We start from the raw sequence: 20,566 nt of genomic DNA on the forward strand, positions 1-20,566 counted from the left end.
TTTATGAAAACAAACTTTACTTATCCTTTGTTGACCGGAACGGTAACTTTAGCAGTGTTAGTAACGAGTCATAATTTAGCGCTGGCTCTATCTCCTCAAGAAATTGTCAAAATTGGCAGTCCCATGACGGTGCAAGTCAATCCTCCGATGGGAGTTAAAGATGGCGGTTCTGGAGTGATTATTCAACGGCAGGGCAATACTTACACTGTCCTGACGTGCAATCATGTTGCTTTAATGCCTGCACCGCATACGATTCGTACTCATGACGGTCAGAGTTATGCAGTTGTGAGTACGGAAAAATTGCAAAAAAGCCCGAACGAACCCGATTTGGCATTGGTGACATTTAGTAGTGCGGCTGTATACCCCGTTGCCAAGCTAGCGCCGTCTAACGTGCCTGTAGGAGCAGAAATTTTTGTCATGGGCTTCCCTGCTTTAGATCGGAAATTTGGTGCAGACCGCGATTTTGTCTTTTCGCCGGGATTCGTGACCAGTCGCCCCAGCAGTGCGCCAGAAGGCTATACACTGCGTTATAACTCAGTGACAAAAGGTGGAATGAGCGGTGGTCCTGTCTTTGATATTGATGGTCGCGTCGTTGGGATTCATGGGTTGGGAGGTAGCGATCGCGTAGACGTGAAGCAGCAGGGGAGCGACGCGACGATGGCGGTGAATATGAAAACTGGCTTTAATGGGGCAATTCCGATTAATACGTTTTTGGCAATGCGATCGCAGATCCCTCAAGCTCCAGCAGTCGCGGTGGATACTGCCCCCAGTACGGATAAACCAGCTCAAAGGTTAGAAAATCCCAAATCTGCTTCAGACTTTTTCGCTAAAGGATCGGTAGAACGCGATCGCGGCGATCGATCGAGAGCAATTGCTAACTACACCCAAGCGATCGCCCGCAACCCCAACTACGCCGATGCTTACTATCAACGGGGAAACGCCCGTTACGACCAAGGAGACAAGCAGGGGGCGCTAGTAGACTACGACCAAGCGCTGAAATTTGACCCCAACTATGCTAATGCTTATTACCAAAGAGCAGTGATTCTTTATAATCGGGGCAACAAGCAGGGAGCGCTGTCAAATTTCGATCGCTACATCACTCTCGTTCCTAACGACGCTCAAGCCTATCACAGTCGCGGTGCGATTCGCCGCAGTATGGGAGACGGTCAGGGAACGTTTGACGATTTCGATCGCGTCGTCCGGCTCGAACCGGATAATTCTAGGGCATATTACAATCGTGGCTTGGCTCGGACAATGTTGCGAGACTCTAAAGGAGCGCTGGATGATTTTAGCCATGCTTTAAATCTCGATCCTAGTTGGACGACAGTGTACAACAACAGAGCAATTCTCCGCCGCCGCTTGGGAGACCGACAAGGGGCAGTTGATGATTTTAGTAAAGTCATCAGTATAGAGCCGAAAAACGCGGAAGCTCATTACAACCGAGGTCTCGTGCGGCGCGATTTAGGCGATCGCCAAGGTGCGATCGAGGACTTACAGCTGGCTGCTAACATATTCCAGCAAAAAAACGACAGCGCGAATTATCAAAAAGCATTGGAGAAAATTGAGAGCATTCAAGCAATGCCAGTAATTCCCGCAGTACCCGCACCTGTAGTGACTCCAACAACAACTTCACCATCAGATAATTCCACCAATCTAAACCAACCAACCAACACTCAACCCACTAACTCTACTGATTCAGGTAATGTTCCCGAATCTGCCGCACCAACGCAATCCGAAAACAATTCAACTTGGTAGTGGTTAAGTCAGTGTAGAGACGTTACATGTAATGTCTCTACACTGACTGATGCGTTAGGTAGCTCAAAATGATGAGAAAATACTTAAACAACTCATCATAGAAATTTACAGATCGTCATTATGGCTCAGATTCAGTTTTCTAAAGGTGTTACCGAAAAAACAGTCCCAGATGTACGCTTGACGCGATCGCGAGATGGGAGTAATGGTACGGCAACTTTTTATTTTCAAAATCCCCAAATTTTGAGTGAGGGTAGCAATGAAGAAGTGACGGGGATGTACTTGATTGATGAAGAAGGGGAACTCGTGACCCGCGAAGTCAAAGGAAAATTTATCAACGGCAAACCAGAAGCCATTGAAGCGATCTACCTGATGAAATCGACCGAAGAGTGGGATCGGTTTATGCGGTTTATGGAAAGATACGCCAACGAACACGGCTTGGGATTCAACAAATCATAGTTTTTTAGGAATCTGTGACACATCAGCCTCACCCTGACATACCAGGATTGACAGTCAGTTGTGCTGTTATCACCGTTAGCGATACCCGTTCCCCAGAAACAGATAAAAGCGGTCGCCGAATCGAGCAATTGCTCGTAGCAGCGCGTCATACTGTGGGATTTTATGCGATTGTTAAAGACGAACCAGAGCAAATTCAATCGCAGATAGAATCGTTCAGCCAGCGTGTAGATTTAGATGTGGCAATTTTTAACGGGGGTACGGGTATCGCCCCCAGAGATACAACCTACGACGCGATCGCCTCTTTACTGGAGAAAACTTTACCAGGATTTGGCGAATTATTTCGGTATCTGAGCTATCAAGACATTGGTTCCCGCGCCATAGCTTCGCGAGCGATCGCGGGTGTATATCAGGGTAAACTAATTTTTTCGCTTCCAGGTTCTACTAACGCCGTACAACTGGCAATGGAAAAGCTAATTTTGCCAGAGTTGACTCATTTAGTCAGACAGTTACAAAAGTAGTTGGCGATCGTTGGTAGATGCGCAGACATCTAGCAAAAGATATAAGTAGAAACATAAAATTTTGTCTCTCCACCATTCAAAAGAACTGACAAGTCAATCTAAATATTTCTCATAGTAATCTTTTCTCAACTTGCATAAACTGCTAGGCATAGTGTAGCGGTTGTTGCATTTTTATTGATGGAATTAAGCTTGTAATTTGACTGCAATCGGGCAAATTGTCGAGCTTGCTATGCTCTCTTTTTCACGCTTTTCTAGCTTAAAGTGCCAAAACTAGAAGTAAAAAGGCAATCCTTGAGTTTTTAAGTACCTATAAATTGCTAACCAAAAAACATTTTTAGCAAAAAGTTGTGCTTGAACTCTAGGCAATTTCAGTCATAGAAGTAAGAGGATTTGTGTTGAATGGCAACGTCTGAAAACGACAATAACGGTGGCAACACCACCAATAGTGAAGATACACCTTTTGCTGTTGGATCGAACATTACATTGCAACTTCCCTCTGATAGCAACCCACCAAGTGATAGTAGCGAACCCTTTGCTGTAGGTACGAATATGACAATACAATTCACAGATGATAGCGGTCAACCACAAGGCGAACAGTTAAGCTCAGACAACATTGTAGGGACAAACTCAGCTCCTTGGGGTGACACGCCAGAAGGAAGCGATTCTCTGACTGGTGATAGCGGTGCTAACCAATCGCCTACTGGCGATTCCGGTAGCTATACATGGGATTTTAGTCAGGTATCTGGCGGGGAGTCAAGCCCTGCTAGTGAAGGTAGTGAAGGTAGCGAGGGTAGTGGTGACAGCACCGGGATGAGCGACAGCACCGATATGGATAGCCTCTTTCAACGATCGCCTTGGGGTTCGTTGCAAGAAGTTGGCATCGACAGCTTTGAAGATGTCTTCGGCAATGTTGGTGCTTCTGGCGGTGGCGAAAACCCCTTTGGCGGCGGTGCTGGCGGTGGCGAAAATCCCTTCGGCGGTGGTGCTTCTGGCGGCGGCGAAAATCCCTTCGGTGGTGGTGCTGGCGGCGGCGAAAATCCCTTCGGTGGCGGGGGCAATCCTTTCGGCGGTGGTGCTGGCGGCGGATTCATGTAGTTCTGTGGCGCGATCGCCGTTTAACTGATAGCGATTCTCAGTCCAGTGCATAAAACTTGTAGGGGCGCACAGCTGTGCGCCCCTACTAAATATCCCTAAAAATGTGCGCCCCTACTAAATATCCCTACAAAATGTCTATGTCTACGCCCCTACGAAATGATTGTGGTTTATTTTTAGATCGCTCCAGCTAGCCACATAGATATCAAAGCCAAAAAAGCATTAACTGTATAAAATACCGCAACCACTTGTAATTCAGACCATCCAGACAATTCTAAATGGTGATGGAAGGGAGCCATTTTAAACAGACGCTTGCCTTTACCATCGGCTCCTTTGGTGGCTTTGTAATAACTAACTTGTGCGATCACTGATAAAGATTCGACAAAAAAGATCCCACTGAGGATAAATAGCGCCCAGAGGGTGTTACTCATGAGAGCGACTCCTGCTAACGCGCCTCCTAGTGCTAAAGAACCCGTATCTCCCATAAAGACGCGAGCGGGATTGCGGTTATGTACTAAAAAGCCGATACAGCTACCACTTAAACAAGCACAGAAAATTGCCAAACTGGGGAAATTAGGCGCGACGATCGCTCCCAATCCTAAAAGCGCGATCGCTACCGTTCCTCCTGCCAAACCATCCACACCGTCGGTTAAATTAGTGGCATTGCTTTCGGCAGTCAAGACAAACACTGCTAACGCCCAGAATAGCAAACCCAAGGGTAAAGCAAACCCAAACGGTAACGCGATCGTCGTCAGATCCCCCGATCGACTCCACAGCCACAGGCAATATAGACAACCAAAACCAACTTGCAGAGCCAGTTTCAGACGTGGGGAAATACCTTTATTAGACTGGCGACGCAAAATTTGCCAATCATCCAACCAGCCAATAAACCCGTAACCGACCGTAATTCCAGCGATCGCCAATACAGGGGCAAGGTGATGAATTTCCAGCACCAACGCCGATAAGATGATGCTAGCGATGACCGCTACAGGTACGAAAAATATGCCACCCATCGTCGGCGTACCTGCTTTTTTTAAGTGTGCTTGGGGACCGTCTTCGCGAATGACTTGTCCAGCTTTTAACTGCTGGAGGATCGGGACGATCCAAAAGCCAACTGCGGCAGTGACAGCAGCGCAGAATAAGAAAGGAAAAGTTAGCGATCGCCCTTGCCAGGGTAGGCGCTGCGCTGTTAGATCGAGAGTCAGCGAGGCGGTAGCGAGTGCAAGGCTTAGGACGATAAGCAGTCTCGTACCGGAGAGATGGAAAGACCAGAAAGAAGATGATTTCGCGTCCACAACAAAGTTGCCTTTTGACTAGATATGTGCTGAGGACATTATCGGAACTGAATCGAAAGTGCTGCCTTGAAAGTATTTAAATGTAATATTTTTGAAGAGTCATTGGTCATTAGTTATTCGTCATTTGTGAGTTGCTAATGACCAATGATAGATGACAAATGACTCTCAGCTACGCGTCATCAGCTTCATCAATATCTCCTAAATCATCGTCATCATCATAGAAATCGCCAACATCATCACCTTCAAGCAAGTCGAGAGAAGAGTCGCCGTCTTCCACTTCGGTTAGCAAATCTGGTTCCTGAACACCATCGCGGGGGATCAACCGACCGTTAGATTTCAACCAGTCAATTAGTGACGATTCTTGTTTTAAAGGAATGACGCGAGCTGGCTGTTCCCGTGGTTCTTCTCTAAGCGGAGAGTTGTGCATATTTAGGCTTTGTCTAGACAAGGAGATGCAATTATACATCTAAAGTTTATCACTTGGTAATTGGTAATGGATAATTGGTAGTTGGTAGTTGATTGCTAGTTGTTGTAAGTGACAAACGATCGACAATAACAAGTATGACAAAAAAATTATCTAATCACAGATAGCAAAAACTACATGGCTTCGTATGATGAGACTATATAGCAAAGAAGTCAGAAGTCAGAGTTGACTCCCGACTCCCGACAAAGAGGAGATAAAAAATGTTAGGAAAAGAAACACTTTTGGAAAAGATTGCTGGTAAGAATCGCGGGTTGTTATCAACAGAGGTAGATAAACAAGCTGTCCTCGCCGCGATCGCTCAGTTAGAAGACCGTAATCCTACACCTCGTCCGGTAGAAGCTAGCGAACTTTTGAATGGAGACTGGCGCTTGCTCTATACGACAAGTAAAGGATTGTTAAATATCGACCAATTCCCATTACTCAAACTCGGACAAATTTATCAATGCGTTCGCGTTCAAACTCAAAGTCTTTACAATATTGCTGAGGTTTACGGTTTACCTTTTCTTGAAGGGGTAGTTAGCGTTGTAGCTAAATTTACTCCTGTCTCCGAACGCCGGATTGAAGTTAAATTCGAGCGATCGATTATTGGGTTACAACGCTTGTTTAGCTATCAGTCTCCTGCTAGTTTTATTCAAGAAATAGAAGCAGGAAAAAAATTTACGGCTTTGGATACCAAGATTAATAGTAACAGACAACAAGGTTGGGTAGATATTACCTATCTCGATAGCGATTTACGCATCGGACGGGGTAATGAAGGTAGTATCTTCGTGTTAACTAAAGTTTAATTTGTTGAAAATATAACCATGACCTCACTCAGGTAATTCACCAAAGCATTCCCGATAGCGTGTCAACATAGACTTTAACTCTGTTGCCTGTTGCTGCGCTGCTTGTGCCTGTTGCTGCGCTATTTCTCTTTGCTGCTGTTCGGCGATCGCAACTTCTTGCGGAGTCGGGACTAATTGACCATCAGGAGTAAAAAACCGTAACCTTTCTTCATGAATCCCCAAGTACAACTCTAGTTGCTGACTCCACAACCAACCTTGAGGATTTGGCTGTAATTCTTGGTATTGACCTCCAACCAATTGAAAGCCTTTAAATTCAAAACTTTTTGGGTCGAACCAGAAATATTCTGGAGTGCGAAAAGTATCTTGATAAATTTGTTTTTTTAAACCCCTATCAGTTTTGGCGGTTGTATCGGAGAGAACTTCTACAATGACATTCGGATATTTACCATCCTCTTGCCAAACAACCCAGCTTTTGCGCGGTTTGCGTTCTGTACCCAGCACGACAAAAAAATCTGGACCCCGAAATTGTTCTGATTTAAGTTGGCGAGGACTGTAGTATATGGTGAGATTGCCGAAAGCATAGAAATCTTGACGATCCTTCCACCACAATTCCAGGCATTCAATTAGTAGCAGCAGTTGGCGTAAATGCAGTTCGCTTTCCAAAGGCGGTTCGTCACTCCATAAGTCCCCAGGAGGAAAGATAACATCTTCTGGTTCAAATTCTGGAGTTTCTAAGTCTTTTGCCAGGGACATCGCATTTAAACCTGGGAATGTAGACCGACATATTATAGTTTAGTGTAAGAAGGTAGGAGGCAGAGGCAGAAGTAATAAAATCTCCCTACACTCTACATCCCGCACCCTATTAATTAGTCACTGATATATCATTCCCATGCGGGTGTAATACATTCGCAGGGGCGCACGGCTGTGCGCCCCTACAGATCCGCGTACCTCATTTAACTGAGAATCGCTATAACTGGTCACTAATTATTAAAATTTGCCGTATAAAGCTTCGCACCTTGGAAATTTGCGCCAGTTACAACAGCACCGTCAAAGATTGTACTTGCTAGTTGCGCTTGTTGAAAATTAGCACCTTTTAAATTTGCATCAATCAAACTTGTATCGCTAGCCAAAACTTTCTGCAAATTGGCTTTTTGTAAGTTAGCACCCTCTAAATCTGCACCTTCTAAATTGGCATTTGTCAGGTTAGCGCCTGATAAATTTGCATTTCGCAAATCCGCACCAATTAAATGAGCGCCACTCAAATTTGCCCCAGAAAGATCGCAACTCTGACATTCTCCAGTTGCCATTAATTGTCTGACATGGGCTGGGTTTTCTGCCTGTACAGGAGTCGCAATCGAAAGAGCAGCGATCGCAACCGTTGTAGAGAGCATTGCTAGTTTCATCTTGCTTCACCTCAATTCACGGATGCAGCTACTAAGTAGCTTGTTATTAGAATCGCTCAATTAACATGGTATTTTCATCGGGCAATAGGTGGAACTGGATAGCAATTATACTCAACCTTAGAGAGAAAACATTAAGGCTAACTGCAAAAAAGATGTAATTTGTCAATAGCCTTGTACCTAATTTTTTGTCAACATTCCCAGATTTGGAACGCGCACGTTACTCGCTATTTCCAGCGGGCGATCGCTAATCGCGCGGCTAGGTTGAGGCACGACTGCTGCTAAATATTTTTGGACTAGCTCACCCAACACAGCAACCCCGCGATCGATGTCTGCAAGGGAATTAGAAAAATTTAAGCGCAGGGCTGGATAACCTTGGTGATTGGGAAAAAATGCCGTTCCCGAGGCGACGAGAATCTTACGAGACAATGCTTCTCGACAAATCGCTTGTACGGATATACCTTCTGGTAAATGTACCCAAAGAAATAGCCCTCCCTGGGGAATAGTCCAACTGGCTTGAGCAGGAAAATAACGCTCTAAAGCCTGAAGCATGGCGTTACGACTTTGAAGATGGTTTGTCCGCAAGCGGTTGAGATAGCGACGATAATGTCCGCCAGCCAAAAACTCGCTGACAATTGCTTGCGAAACTGTAGATGAGTGCAAATCTTGCAGAATTTTCTGTTCTAAAATTGGTTGATAATGCCTGCCCGTCACAACCGTGTAACCAACTCGCAAACCAGGCATTAAAGTTTTAGAAAACGTACTGATATAGGTGACAATATCGCTGCGATCTAAAGCTTTAATTGGAGCTGCAACAGGCTCAGATTCAAAATTTAGGGCTTCATAAGCATTATCTTCCAAAATGGGACATTCGTATTGTTGAGCCAGGGCTAACAATTTTTGGCGATGAGTTTGGGAAGTCGTAATCCCAGTCGGATTGTGTAAAGTACTAATTGTATAAATTAATTTAGGGCAATGACTGCAAAGATATTGTTCTAACAGCTCTAAATTCATACCTTCTGCTGTCATAGGAATACCAATAACTTTTACTCCTAAACTTGCTAAGATTCCCAACGCTCCATGATAGGTAGGTGTTTCAACAATTACCCAATCTCCAGGCTGAAGATAGTAACGCATTGCCAGCGATAATCCTTGTTCCGAACCAGTGGTCACGATAATTTCTTCAGGGGAAACTTCTAGACCTTGGTTTAATAGCATCTGAGCTATTTGTTGACGTAAAACAAGCTGTCCTTGTGGCAGATCGTAGCGAAATAAAGTATCGGTAGAATTGGCGATCGCTCGTTTGGCAATGCGTTGGAAATTAGCCGATTCTGGTGTGAGAGGAAATCCAGAACTAAAATTAATAATGTCTTTTTGTTGTTGAGCTTGCAAAGTAGCCATAATTTGTTCGCAAAAAGTTTCTCCCGTTTCAGAAATAGTCACTTTTTGAGTGGGAGCAAAATGCGATTGGCGCTGTGGCGAGGATAAAGCACTGCTGACAAAATATCCCGCACCTGGACGAGATTGAATTAAACTGTCAGCTTCTAATACAGCATAAGCCTCAACAATCGTCAATTTATTCACACTAATACTTGCTGCTAAATTCCGAATTGAAGGCAACTTTTCCCCAGGTGGGAGTTTACCAGATTGAATTAAACGGCTCAAATAGTCGCGGATTTGTAGATAAAGCGGTTGGGGAGAGTGGCGATTTAAAATAATTTTCATAATAAACTGGTAATGGGTAATGGGTAATGGGTAATTGGTTATTTCACTTGTCAACCACCACTGATAACTGACTTGTGTACGGGCGGTTTTTGACTCCTAATTTACCGTTTTAATTGTCAATCTATTAGCTAAACCCGCCTTTACGATAACTGATAACTGATAATTGCACTATAAAAGATTTTTCCAAACTGTACCCGGTACAATTCAGTGTATTTAAACTAGGACAGTTGAGAATTGCGATCGCTGTACTGGTATGTAAACTGATTCTTCTAATCGAACGATGAAGTTTAATCCATCACCTTCAATACATCTCTTGGCAAGAGCTTATCTTTAAACCAAACAATCCTAGCTGGCACATCATTCATTTTGACACCTGCTTTTTCTAAATTCAACCGCTCGGAAATTGCCAAAATCAAATTATCTGATTGAGCGCGACGAACTTGAGAAAATTTCTTTTGTAAATATTCCGGTCGCCAGTACCCCACAATTTCTAACAAAAATACTCGTCCGTCAGGATGTACCAAACGAAAATCGGGAATCATGACGCTACCAGGAATTGGAATTAGATCGACTTCTCGCTCTAGTACCCATTCGGTTTTTGTAGCATTCCAACGCTCGACAAAAGCCGCTTCTAGCATACTGTCATAAGGCTTACCTGGTGGATAATGAGAGACTAAACCGCACTCAGAATTCAGCGTAAATCGTCCTGTTTTCCAGTTATTAGTGTAGAAATCGCGGGTTTGTAAAATTGCGCTCAAACTCCATTTGGTGACGTGGAGTAAAGCCGGAATAAGTTTAGCGATCGCCAGCCCATATCTCGTACTAGGATTAAATAAACTCGCCGGACCATCAACTGTAATTGTAAATCCGTGGTCGGCATCTCCTTCGATGTATGCCATTAATTGAAATAATTTGAGATAGCGAAATAACAGCTTATATTCTCCTGGAACGTTGCGATGAGCGTTGAGAGTTAAGTGGCTGGCGCGATAAAATACCCCCTGGACTTGGGATAAATTGTAGCGGTGCAGTAGTGCTTCTGGTGTTGGTGGCTCGAACCGTGTCATGATGCGATTTTCTGCTAAGTCTGCATACAAACCCGTGCGAATTTGTTCGGGGAAGACTTCTTTGTCTAATTCGCGGCTGAGTTGTAATGCTAACTGTTCCAATACTTGGTGGCTTTGCTGGGGACTGGGCGCTGATTGTGCTGCAAGGGCGAAAACTCGTTCGCGCAGCATTGGTGGTTCTAAGGGGCTGACAATTTCAAATTCACAAAAGCCACTGCGCAGGAGATATGCTAAGCCGCGTTTGAGGCGATAGTCGGGACTATCTCCTTCGAGTTCTTGCAGTTGTCGGTCGAGTGCTGCTTGGATGTTACCGAGATTTTCTTGGAATGTGGTAATAATATCAGTGGCGATTTCTAGATTGTGTTTGTCTATTTTGAGCCGTTTGGGGGTGATTTCTTCCCCATTTTGGCGGTGCATGAGTAAGTCGGTTGGAAGCATAATTCAGTTATCGTAGGGGCGGGTTTAGCAAATAGGTGGACAACCTCAATGGTAAATCTTTGGTCAAAACCCGCCCGTAATTATCGTAGGGGCGGGTTTAGCAAATAGGTGGACAACCTCAATGGTAAATCTTTGGTCAAAACCCGCCCTTACCGAATGTTAGTGCAATCAATTGCCAGATTAATGTCACGCAAAGGCGCAAAGGCGCAAAGGGACAAAGTTATTCTTCGGTTTCTAAGGAAGTATTATCGTCCCATTTTCCTGGGGATTCGGCGGCGCGTTGGCTGGTGCGATCTCCACTTCCGTAGGTAATCTGTTTGGTAGGTAAGATCTCCAACTGCCTGACTTTCTCATTTCCCCTTGTCTCCTTGTCTCCCTGTCCCCTTGTCTTTGTCTCCCCTCGTCTTCTCACTGAAGTTCTTTCTTCGCTGGTGTCTTCGGCTATGACTTCATACATGAGGGCAAATTTGTCTTTGTCTTTGCCTTTACGCAGAACTCGCCCCAAGCGTTGAATGTATTCCCGTGCTGAGCCTGTACCGGATAAAATAATGGCAATTCTGGCGGCTGGTACGTCTACACCTTCGTTGAGGACGTGAGAGGCGATGAGGGTTTTGTATTCCCCTGAACGAAATTTGGTTAAAACTTCGTGGCGTTCTTTGACGGGGGTTTGGTGGGTGATGGCGGGAATGAGAAATTCTTGCGAAATGCGATAGACTGTGGCGTTGTCGGCGGTGAAAATTAGCGTTCGTTCTGGATAGTGTTCTGCTAACAAGTCGGCGAGAATTCTGATTTTGCCATCTGTACCTAAAGCAATTTCTTTGGCTTGACGGTGTGCTAGCATGGCTCTGCGTCCGGCGGCGGATCTGGCGCTGGCTTGGACGAATAATTGCCAGCCTTTGAGGCTACCAAGAGAGATTTTGGCTTCGCGGAGAAAGTCGTTACGGGTTTGAATCAGTTGGTTGTAGCGATCGCGTTCGTGTTGTGATAGTTTGACTTTAATCTGCACGACTTCGTGTTCTGCCAGCGCTTTACCTGCTAAATCTGCGGCAGTTTTGCGATAGATTTCTTGTCCGATAAGCAGATTTAAGTCTGAATGTTTGCCATCGGTGCGTTCTGGGGTTGCAGTCAGTCCGAGACGATAGGGCGCGATCGCGTATTCAGCAATGACGCGATTAAAATCTGTGGGTAGGTGATGGCATTCGTCAAAGATCAACAATGCATAACGGTTGCCTAATGCTTCGGCATGAATTGCCGCACTATCGTATGTCGATACTAATATGGGTGTGCGATCGCGGGAACCACCCCCCAATAATCCCACTTCAACATCGGGAAATGCAGCTGTTAGGTGGGCGTACCACTGGTGCATCAAATCCAAAGTTGGCACGACAATCAACGTGCTGCGAGGAGTAGCTTGCATCGCCAACTGCGCTAGATAAGTTTTCCCCGCCGCTGTTGGTAACACGACAACTCCCCTACGTCCGGCTAGTTTCCAGGCTGCCAATGCCTCGCTTTGATGCGGATATGGCTCCATTTCCATGCTAGGAGATAGTTCTAGCGGTTCAAAGGCTTTGGCTTCGTCGCTAAAGTAACTTCCTTCTGCTTGTAGTGCTTCTACAACTTGGCGATATTGAATGGCAGGAATGCGAAATTTTTCTACTCTGTCATCCCACGTCGCATAGTCCATCCACGATTTACCTCTGGGTGGTGGGTGCAAAATTAACGTACCGCGATCGAACGATAGAGTAGGAGTACGAGGCATTAAAAAAAGTTGTAAGTCGTAAGTTGTAAGTCGTCAGTGATGAGCAGCTGACAATGAGTGCTGATGTTTGTTTACTTTACTCACTCTATAAAGAGACTGGAACGGCTGGCAATAATCAGTTATCAGTTATCAGTGAAAAGTGGTAGTTGGTAGTTGGTTGACAGTTCTTGCTCCCTCTGCCCCTCTGTCCCTCTGCCCCTCTGCTCCCCGACTCCCGACTCCCGCCTGCAATTGCGGTTACTTACGTAAATCTACGCCAGTATAGTTCACACTTCGCAAAATATGAATCATAATATACAAACTTGAGTTAATTAGCATCTCACTTGTTTAGATAGCAGTCGTTGCAAGGTAGGGAAGTTATGCTAGGGCAAGCTTGGAAAAAATTACTTTGGCTGACGATAGTTTCGCTCTGTATCAGCATAGCCGTGCCAATTTTTGCCCAAAACTCTCCTGTCAGCGCTTATCAATCTAATTACTGGCAGCCAGTATCGCGAGTAAATCCTGGTGGTCCTGTTAATGTGATGTTAGTTAATCGCACCAAGTCGCCTTTAAAATACAATTTTCTCGACGATCGCGGTGAGAAAGATTTACCAGTCGGGGACAGCGTTCAAGAAAAAATTTCTTTCCTCCCCATCGATATTGCTATTTACGATCCCGTGCCTCAAACCCCTACTAGCAAGACTGGCGGATTGAAGTATAAAACTACTGTTGATAAACAAAATAATGATGTGACAGTCCAAGTTTTATCTAGAGAAGATAGCAGAATGAGTGTAGTCAGAATTGCTAAGACTGGCTCGATTTACATTTTTTAGAAAAGCATTTATTAGAAAAACCTAACGAAAAATATTACTATGCCGCGACATAATCCCTACAACTTGCAGATGGAAATTACCCGCTTGTTCGAGCAGGGACAATCGTTTTTTGCCACAATCAAGGTGCAAGATTGGTTAAAACAACGTAACGAAAATCCTGCTGACTACGACATTCTTTTCCATCAAAAACCAGCTCCACCAAGCTCCAAAGCCGTCATTGCAGTTGAAATTGAACTCCGGCGCAAAGACGGACAACCAGTCGATCCTTGGTTGCAGGAACAAGCGAATTTACATGCATAAAATTGGGAGCAGGGAGCAGAGGGAAGAGAGCTGAGGGAGACAAGGGAGACAGGGGAGACAAGGGAGAAAACAACCAATAGCCATCAACTCACTTTTCGAGCCAATTCACTTACAACCGCAGCTAATTTATCAGGATTGACTGGCTTGGCAATATGGCGCTGAAAACCTGCTGCTAAAGCTCGATCGCGGTCTTCTGTTCTAGCATAGGCTGTAAGCGCGATCGCGGGAATTTGTCCGCCTTGTTCTGGTGGTAGTTGTCGCAAGCGCTGAATCAAAGCATATCCATCCTCTTCTGGCATTCCAATATCGCTGACGAGGACGTGCGGCTGAAATTGAGCGATCGCCTCAATTGTATCCCGGGCAGTTTCATGAGTCACGACTTTAGCTCCATACTGGGTCAAAACTGTATTGAGTAAGTCTCTGGCATCGGCTTCATCATCGACGACAACAATCCGTAAACCTTCTAGGGATGAAGGCGCGATCGCAGTTTCTGCTTTTTGGCTCTGAGGTTGCTCTGGCTCATCCAGATGATAATCTACGGCGCGAATTGGCAGAGCTACGGTAAATGTAGCCCCTTTACCCAATCCCGCACTTTCAGCTCCTACCATACCACCGTGCAGTTCTACCAAATGACGTACGATCGATAAACCCAGTCCTAAACCACCATACTCTCTGGTCGTAGTGCTGTCTGCTTGCAGGAAGCGATCGAAGACGTGGGGTAAAAACTCGGAACTAATACCTTGTCCGTTATCAGCAACTTGTACTTGTACTTGAGAATCAAACTGAAATAAACGCACTTCAATTCGTCCGTCCTTGGGAGTAAATTAACGGCATTAGCAAGCAAATTCCAGAATACTTGCTGCAAGCGATTGGCATCTCCCATGACTGGTCTAACGCTAGAATCTAATTTCGATTCAATCTGAATGTTTTTGGCTGTTGCTGCGGGTAAGACCGTTTCAATCGCGTCAACGATAACTGGTGCAATGTCTATCGTGTGAATCTCTAAATGCAGCTTTCCCGTAACGATCCGCGACATATCTAAAATATCTTCGATCAACTGCGCCAGAGATTTTGTGTTGCGATCGATTGTCTCTAAAGCGCGCGCTGTCATCTCTTCATTAAACTTGCGGTTACGAAGTAACTGCGTCCACCCCAGCATCGCATTTAAAGGCGTGCGTAATTCGTGAGACAGGGTAGCCAAAAACTCGTCCTTGATTCGATTGGCTGTTTCTGCTTCTTCGCGAGCTACCTTTTCCCGTTGTAACAATCGTTCTCGTTCTACTTCCGCTTGCTTGCGTTCCGTAATGTCCGTATGAACGCCAATCCATTCCCTCACGCTACCATCTGTTTCTAAAACTGGCACGCCACGGGCATTCATATACCTATACTCGCCGTCATAGCGCCGCACCCGATGCTCCATCTCGTACACACTGCGATGAGCCAGAGCTTTTAACCATGCTTGCGCAGTGCGATCGCGATCTTCTGGATGAATGGCGGCAATCCATCCCCATCCTTGATACTCTTCAAACTTTTGTCCGGTAAAAGCACTCCATCCAGGCAGTTCGGTAACGACTTCCCCTTCTGCTTTGGTATCCCAAATAATGTTTGTCGTCGCTTCTACCAAAGAACGATAACGTTCTTCACTCCAACGTAGAGCTTCCTGCGCAGCTTTGCGATCGCTCAAATCTAGAATAAAGCCGATAATTTCCGATCGAAACGTATCCGTATCTGCTAACAATGCGCCACCAATTAGAATTGGGACTCGCGTACCATCTTTACGGATATATTGTTTCTCAAACGGAGCTGCAATTCCGTGTTTTTTCAGTTCTTCAGCTGCTTGAAGATCTAAAGGAAGAAACTCCGCAGGAGTTAAACTATCCCAATGCAATCTTCCTGCCAGCAAATCTTCTCGCTCGTAACCTATGAGTTGGAGAAAATAGTCGTTTGCATAATGAATTTTCCCCTGAAAGTCCCCAAAGGCAACGCCAAAAATATTTGACTCTACCAAACGTCGAAACCGCTTTTCACTTTCTGTAAGAGCTGCTGCCGATCGCTCGGCGGCTTGGCGCGACGAAGAGAGCGAGTGCGTCATGGCAAATAGAGTCATACTCATTGCCACTCCAATAAAGGCGACGAAAGGCGCGAGATTGATTTCTGAAGCCAGTTCTAATTCAGGGCGAGAGGTAAAAACTAAACTCCAAGTCCGTCCGCCAAGATCGATCTTTTTGTTAGTCTGAAATTGCGACCGATCGCGGTTATTTAGCGTATAAGATCTGGATGAGTGTAGCAAATTCACCGAGCTAAGGTTGTTACTATCGTAAATTTCAAAATTCACCAAGCGGTCTTCATCGCCAAAAATACCATTAATTAGATCGTCAGCCCGAAAAGGACTGTAAATAAAACCCATTAACTCTGTTTGCCTTTGCGTTTTTGTGGCGGGAATATTACCACCACGGTAAACCGGAACGTAGATGAGAAAACCCGCTTGCTTGTGTTTGTCAATTTCTTGAACTAAAGTCACTTTACCTGAAGCAGCGGGAATACCAGTATCGCGGGCGCGTTCCATCGCAGCACGGCGCACTGGCTCGGAGAACATATCGTAACCAACTGCAACTCGGTTGCGACGCTCTTGTGGTTCTAGATAAATAATGGCATGATATTCCAAACGAGGATAGTTGGGGCGGATATTGAAGTTAGCGATTCCCTGTTGCTGCATCTGGGTGACAAAGGCATCTTTCGCTGCTGCTGGCACTCGCGCCGAATAGCCAATTCCTTGAATCCCAGGATAGCTACCGCGCAATTTCATCCGATTGACAAAAGCCCGAAATTCTTGCGATGTTACTGCTTCACTTGCGGCAAATAGACCACTTCCTGCCCGTAACAGAGTTATGTAAGCCTCAATCCGATCTTGAATCTTGGCTTGAGTTGTTTGGACATCATTTTCAAACCGTAACCGCTCTTTATTTTGAACCGTACTCGATACATAATAAGTAGCTGCCGTAGTAAATAAGAGCGAGATCGTCAAAACAAAATAGGGAATCCAGCTTCGACGTGGTTGTAAATACCTCCCAAATAAGTTTGCTTTCATTCGTCGCTTCAAATTACAGAATATCAGCCTAAGATAGCAATAAAGTTAGTCATAGTCGCGCGTGACTTTTCAGGCGATCGCTCTCCCGATCTACACTTGACCGCTTAAGACTGCATATATTGCTACATACAACATTAACCAATTATAAAAATAATCTGATAATTTCTCGCTCATCTCTACACCCCACACCCTCTCTTCACCGATCGCTTTATACAGACGTTACATGTAACGTCTCTATACTGATAACTGTACGGACGGGTTTAGCATATAGATTGACAACCAAAGCTATAAATTTTTGATCAAAACCCGCACGGGCAGTTTGACGCGACGTGCTACAACGGGGGACACCCCCGCAACGCAGAAGCAAATCAACGGGGGATACCCCCGCACGCAACTGTCCTCCCCTACGATAACTGATAACTGATAACTGTACCCAGACATTTAACTCTTCAATCGCAACAATTGAATCTCTGTTCGTTGGTTCCGATTATCATAGGGAGAAATATCCTCTCTGAGCTGGCTAAAACCTTTTCCTACTGCAAACATTTTGTGTTGCAGACCGCGTTGTTTGAGATAATTAACAACTTCTTGCGCTCTTTGCTGACTTAATTTTTGGTTTAAATCGGCTAATCCTTTTCTAGAAGTATGACCGCTCACTCTTATAGCTACAGTCTGCGAGTTAAACTCGGCTATTTGCTTAGCCAACCTATCGAGTGTTTGCTTACCTTTCCTAGTGAGTGTAGTCGAGCCAAATTGAAACTCTATCTCTCCTTGTACGCGCAAATTTCCCAGATTAGAGGCAGTTTCAAATTTAGAATTAGGATCGTTCGCTACTCCTTCTAGTAGACTATCAGCTAGTTTTGGATTGTCAGAGCGGATCGAACTAATGAGCTTCTGGGTATGACTAGCGGCGCGATCGAGGAACTGGTAAGTAAATAAGTTTTGAGGAACTGGAGGCACTTGTTCTATCCTACCTGTTAGTGCCAACACCGCAGCTGTAGAATTTATTCTTTTTTCTAGTGTGCCATTGGTCATCCAGTTTTTCGCCTCAACTGACGTAAAAAACTCAATTCCTTGCATGACCGATGTTGCATCGCTAGCTGATAAATTACTATCCCGAGCGATTTGATTTTGCAATAACAGACGATCGCTAGTAGATCTATCAATTAAACGATAATAAGCTTCTAAAAAAGCGGAGATTTTTTCAGGTTGCGATTGGAGAATGCGATCGCCAGCAACAATAACATCGACAATTGCACCTGGAGTATCTCGACTTGATAAGACTACTGTATATCCTTGTTGCCGAGCTTTCGTGACAAAAGGTTCCCAAAGTATAGCTGCTGCTAGATTTGAATTAGATTGCAATTGCTTCCAGGCATCAGCAGCATCGACTACTTTTATTGTTTGAAAATCTAATAACCTAAATGCTTCAAATTTAGCATCTAGCAACAAACCTAGATATTCACTGGGAGAATCGCCAGCAAAAATAATGCCTAACTGGTTCTGCGATCGCCTCTGTTGGACTAATTGGTTCAGAGCTTGGAGCGATCTGAGGTTAGGATATTGTTTCGTGTTTAAAACAACTGCATCACCTCCCATTGTATAGTTAATCAAACCAACTATTTTCCCTTGGGGTTTTTGTTTCAAAAACTGATCTAGAGTTGTGACTAAGAAATCGGCTTGTCCTTCACTTAAAAGTCGAGCGCGTCGAGCTTGATTAAATTCATCTTTATAGTGCGCTTCAATTTGAAATTCTTTGAGTGCTTGTCGCAAGCGATCGCTCCGAAAAGTACTGTAGCCGCTAAAGGTGTCGCCCAAAATTGCGATCGCTTTTGCGTTACCCCGATCTCCTAACCGCTGAAAATTTTGAGTGCTAACGCTTTGACTGCGCCAAAAGAACAAGCTTCCTCCCAGTAGCAGTGATAGTATTGACGCTAATGTCAACCAAGTACTAGGGAGGTAAAACCGATACTGAGTTGTTTTTTTACTATTAGATCCACTATTTCTAAAAGTACTATTGCTATTTAAAGCATAATTTAGCTCTAGTGGCTGCTTGCATAAATCGCACCGAATGGCAGTAATAGAATTGCCATCATAGCCACAGTTGTGACAGGTTATGGATGATTTTGGTGGTTTTGGAGCCATATTTCTGCTTGACAAAAACCAATTATTTGCTTAACTATTTTGGTCTAAAATTTCAGCTCGATTGATTTTTAGTAAATATTGGTAGCACTCTATATATACTTCCATACAAACTGGATGCAGTTTTATCAAAATTTCCTGACACAATAATTCTGTTTGAGTCCAGCTTAAACTATGCCATTTTTGCAGAGGACAGCTTACTGTTGCTTCTATCTCGCTAAGTAATTTGATTATGTCTACCTTTTGCTCTAAGCGCTGTTTTAAAATAGGTGCAAAGACTGGCTCTTGAGGACATTGTTGGCTAAACCAACTTTCCAAAATCGTCAGAGAGCGATCTGTATGAGTTATGGAGGCAACGCAATCGCCTGTCTGTTGTATGAGCTGGCTAACTAATTGACCGAAGCGGTCGTAAATTTCAGCATTAAATGTAAAGTAGCATCGCTTGGCAAGTGCTTCTACAACTGCTTCCCAGTCAGTCTGTCGCCGACCGAATTGCCGATCTCGCGGTTCAATTCTGGTTTTTAAATTGCTGTAAGCGCGTTCCGCTGCCATAGCTTTTTGCAATAACTCTTGTTTTTGAGCCTCGCATTCTTCTATTAATCGCTGGAAGATCGCGCTCAAAGTTTCTAATACTCTTAGCACCGAGCGCGAACCGGAGTGCTGTAGTGAGTTGAAGAACTCCTGCATCTGAACTTGGTGCTGCGATCGCATTGCTTCCACATTTGACTGCAATTGCGCTCTGAAGCCGTCGGCTGGGTAAGAAGATGTGCGTTGAGTAAATTCAACTAGATCGGCAGCTTTCTGCTCGATCCATTCTTTGATATCAGAATCTGAAGATTGCCAGCCGAATTTGTCAATCGACTTAACGTTCGCCACCAGTTCTACAGAAATCAGCGTTCCTTGCTCCATCCGATCCAGAGCTGTAACAATGGGATAAGTATTTTCTGTCTTGATGAACCCCAGTCGATCGAGAATTGTACCTACAGCAATTTGCTCTGCCGAGCGATCGCGCCACTTAGCAATTAATTGAGCAGCTAACCAGTAACTCCACAACTTTAAGTCAGGTAGAGGTAAGCGGACAGGTAGGAATTGTAGGTCGGACAACTGCTGATAATTCTCTCTCACCCTAGAAAGTAGATGGTGTAATAGCGCAACGCTCTCCTCGTCCTTGCTATTGAAGTTAAAGAGTAAAATAGCATCTTCCTGTTTACCATTATGAGACTGCCAGCTTTCTAGCACCATGTTCCAAACTCCAACTACACAAATATGAGTGCATAGCGGCTTCCCAAAGGGAAGTTCGCTGGCGCGGACTGAGGAAATTCACAGCTTTTGAACCTGTTTGGTGCGCTTCGCACAGTGCCAGCGCGATCGGCAGGTTGTATCTGCATAGTTCCACGACTCGCAGTCGCCAAGTACAAGTAGATATTTCCTAAATTATTTCAACTTGTTGCAT

Annotated in this window: 18 protein-coding genes and 1 pseudogene; 7 read left to right on the top strand and 12 right to left on the bottom strand. The window is 44.7% G+C overall.

The genetic code is table 11. From position 1 onward, the window contains the following. The first annotated feature begins 3 nt into the window (after positions 1–3). The 4 genes from H6G17_RS18895 (at position 4) to H6G17_RS18910 (ending at position 3,824) form a co-directional block, all read left to right on the top strand. A complete protein-coding gene (locus H6G17_RS18895) occupies positions 4–1,755 on the top strand; it encodes a tetratricopeptide repeat-containing serine protease family protein (RefSeq protein WP_192159742.1) in 1,752 nt (583 codons plus the stop codon). Between the two features lie 120 nt (positions 1,756–1,875). Then, on the top strand, positions 1,876–2,211 hold the full coding sequence (psb28, locus tag H6G17_RS18900) for a photosystem II reaction center protein Psb28 (protein ID WP_192159744.1): 336 nt from the start codon (positions 1,876–1,878) through the stop codon (positions 2,209–2,211). 14 nt (positions 2,212–2,225) lie between these two features. Beyond that, on the top strand, positions 2,226–2,729 hold the full coding sequence (locus tag H6G17_RS18905; protein ID WP_192159746.1) for a molybdenum cofactor synthesis domain-containing protein: 504 nt from the start codon (positions 2,226–2,228) through the stop codon (positions 2,727–2,729). 399 nt (positions 2,730–3,128) lie between these two features. Further along, complete coding sequence (locus tag H6G17_RS18910) at positions 3,129–3,824, top strand: hypothetical protein (protein ID WP_192159747.1); 696 nt, start codon at positions 3,129–3,131, stop codon at positions 3,822–3,824. A gap of 173 nt (positions 3,825–3,997) precedes the next feature. On the opposite strand, the gene mraY is transcribed toward H6G17_RS18910, so the two are convergent. Together mraY and H6G17_RS18920 are read right to left on the bottom strand one after the other, a co-directional pair. Then, positions 3,998–5,116 (bottom strand): phospho-N-acetylmuramoyl-pentapeptide-transferase, encoded by a 1,119-nt coding sequence (gene mraY / locus H6G17_RS18915; RefSeq protein WP_192159748.1) that lies wholly within the window; start codon positions 5,114–5,116, stop codon positions 3,998–4,000. A 169-nt stretch (positions 5,117–5,285) separates the two neighbouring features. Next, complete coding sequence (locus H6G17_RS18920) at positions 5,286–5,543, bottom strand: DUF3134 domain-containing protein (protein WP_192159749.1); 258 nt, start codon at positions 5,541–5,543, stop codon at positions 5,286–5,288. Between the two features lie 257 nt (positions 5,544–5,800). Here H6G17_RS18920 and H6G17_RS18925 point away from each other — a divergent pair, with 257 nt between their 5' ends. Further along, positions 5,801–6,385, top strand: a complete 585-nt coding sequence (locus H6G17_RS18925; RefSeq protein ID WP_192159750.1) for a PAP/fibrillin family protein — start codon at positions 5,801–5,803, stop codon at positions 6,383–6,385. A gap of 24 nt (positions 6,386–6,409) precedes the next feature. Here H6G17_RS18925 and H6G17_RS18930 read toward each other — a convergent pair whose 3' ends face one another. From H6G17_RS18930 to H6G17_RS18950, 5 genes are all read right to left on the bottom strand, one after another. Next, positions 6,410–7,138, bottom strand: a complete 729-nt coding sequence (locus H6G17_RS18930; protein WP_192159751.1) for a Uma2 family endonuclease — start codon at positions 7,136–7,138, stop codon at positions 6,410–6,412. A 227-nt stretch (positions 7,139–7,365) separates the two neighbouring features. Further along, a complete protein-coding gene (locus H6G17_RS18935; protein WP_192159752.1) occupies positions 7,366–7,788 on the bottom strand; it encodes a pentapeptide repeat-containing protein in 423 nt (140 codons plus the stop codon). A 177-nt stretch (positions 7,789–7,965) separates the two neighbouring features. Then, positions 7,966–9,510 carry a PLP-dependent aminotransferase family protein gene (locus H6G17_RS18940; RefSeq protein WP_192159753.1) on the bottom strand — a complete coding sequence of 515 codons (1,545 nt, stop codon included), beginning with the start codon at positions 9,508–9,510 and terminating at the stop codon, positions 7,966–7,968. A 287-nt stretch (positions 9,511–9,797) separates the two neighbouring features. Further along, on the bottom strand, positions 9,798–11,012 hold the full coding sequence (locus H6G17_RS18945) for a DUF790 family protein (protein WP_192159755.1): 1,215 nt from the start codon (positions 11,010–11,012) through the stop codon (positions 9,798–9,800). Between the two features lie 220 nt (positions 11,013–11,232). Then, positions 11,233–12,771 carry a DEAD/DEAH box helicase family protein gene (locus H6G17_RS18950; protein WP_192159757.1) on the bottom strand — a complete coding sequence of 513 codons (1,539 nt, stop codon included), beginning with the start codon at positions 12,769–12,771 and terminating at the stop codon, positions 11,233–11,235. 359 nt (positions 12,772–13,130) lie between these two features. On the opposite strand from H6G17_RS18950, the gene H6G17_RS18955 reads away from it, so the two are divergent. Both H6G17_RS18955 and H6G17_RS18960 read left to right on the top strand, forming a co-directional pair. After that, positions 13,131–13,583, top strand: a complete 453-nt coding sequence (locus H6G17_RS18955; protein WP_192159759.1) for a hypothetical protein — start codon at positions 13,131–13,133, stop codon at positions 13,581–13,583. A 39-nt stretch (positions 13,584–13,622) separates the two neighbouring features. Beyond that, complete coding sequence (locus tag H6G17_RS18960; protein ID WP_192159761.1) at positions 13,623–13,883, top strand: hypothetical protein; 261 nt, start codon at positions 13,623–13,625, stop codon at positions 13,881–13,883. Positions 13,884–13,966: 83 nt separating this feature from the next. On the opposite strand, the gene H6G17_RS33520 is transcribed toward H6G17_RS18960, so the two are convergent. The 5 genes and pseudogenes from H6G17_RS33520 to H6G17_RS18990 all read right to left on the bottom strand — a co-directional run bounded on the left by H6G17_RS33520 (position 13,967) and on the right by H6G17_RS18990 (position 20,509). After that, positions 13,967–14,680 (bottom strand): response regulator, encoded by a 714-nt coding sequence (locus tag H6G17_RS33520; protein ID WP_192159763.1) that lies wholly within the window; start codon positions 14,678–14,680, stop codon positions 13,967–13,969. 236 nt (positions 14,681–14,916) lie between these two features. Then, positions 14,917–16,971 (bottom strand): annotated as a pseudogene (locus H6G17_RS32750) (CHASE domain-containing protein); the annotation flags it as partial. Positions 16,972–17,412: 441 nt separating this feature from the next. Then, a complete protein-coding gene (locus tag H6G17_RS18980) occupies positions 17,413–19,116 on the bottom strand; it encodes a phosphate ABC transporter substrate-binding/OmpA family protein (protein ID WP_192159765.1) in 1,704 nt (567 codons plus the stop codon). Between the two features lie 30 nt (positions 19,117–19,146). Further along, the gene (locus tag H6G17_RS18985; RefSeq protein WP_192159767.1) at positions 19,147–20,355 is read right to left on the bottom strand and encodes a hypothetical protein; all 1,209 of its coding nucleotides are present in this window, start codon (positions 20,353–20,355) and stop codon (positions 19,147–19,149) included. After that, on the bottom strand, positions 20,327–20,509 hold the full coding sequence (locus H6G17_RS18990) for a hypothetical protein (protein ID WP_192159769.1): 183 nt from the start codon (positions 20,507–20,509) through the stop codon (positions 20,327–20,329). The genes H6G17_RS18985 and H6G17_RS18990 overlap by 29 nt, the downstream gene beginning before the upstream one ends. Positions 20,510–20,566: the final 57 nt, after the last annotated feature.

The sequence above is a fragment of the Chroococcidiopsis sp. [FACHB-1243] genome, from assembly GCF_014696895.1.
Classification (GTDB): Bacteria; Cyanobacteriota; Cyanobacteriia; order Cyanobacteriales; family Chroococcidiopsidaceae; genus Chroococcidiopsis.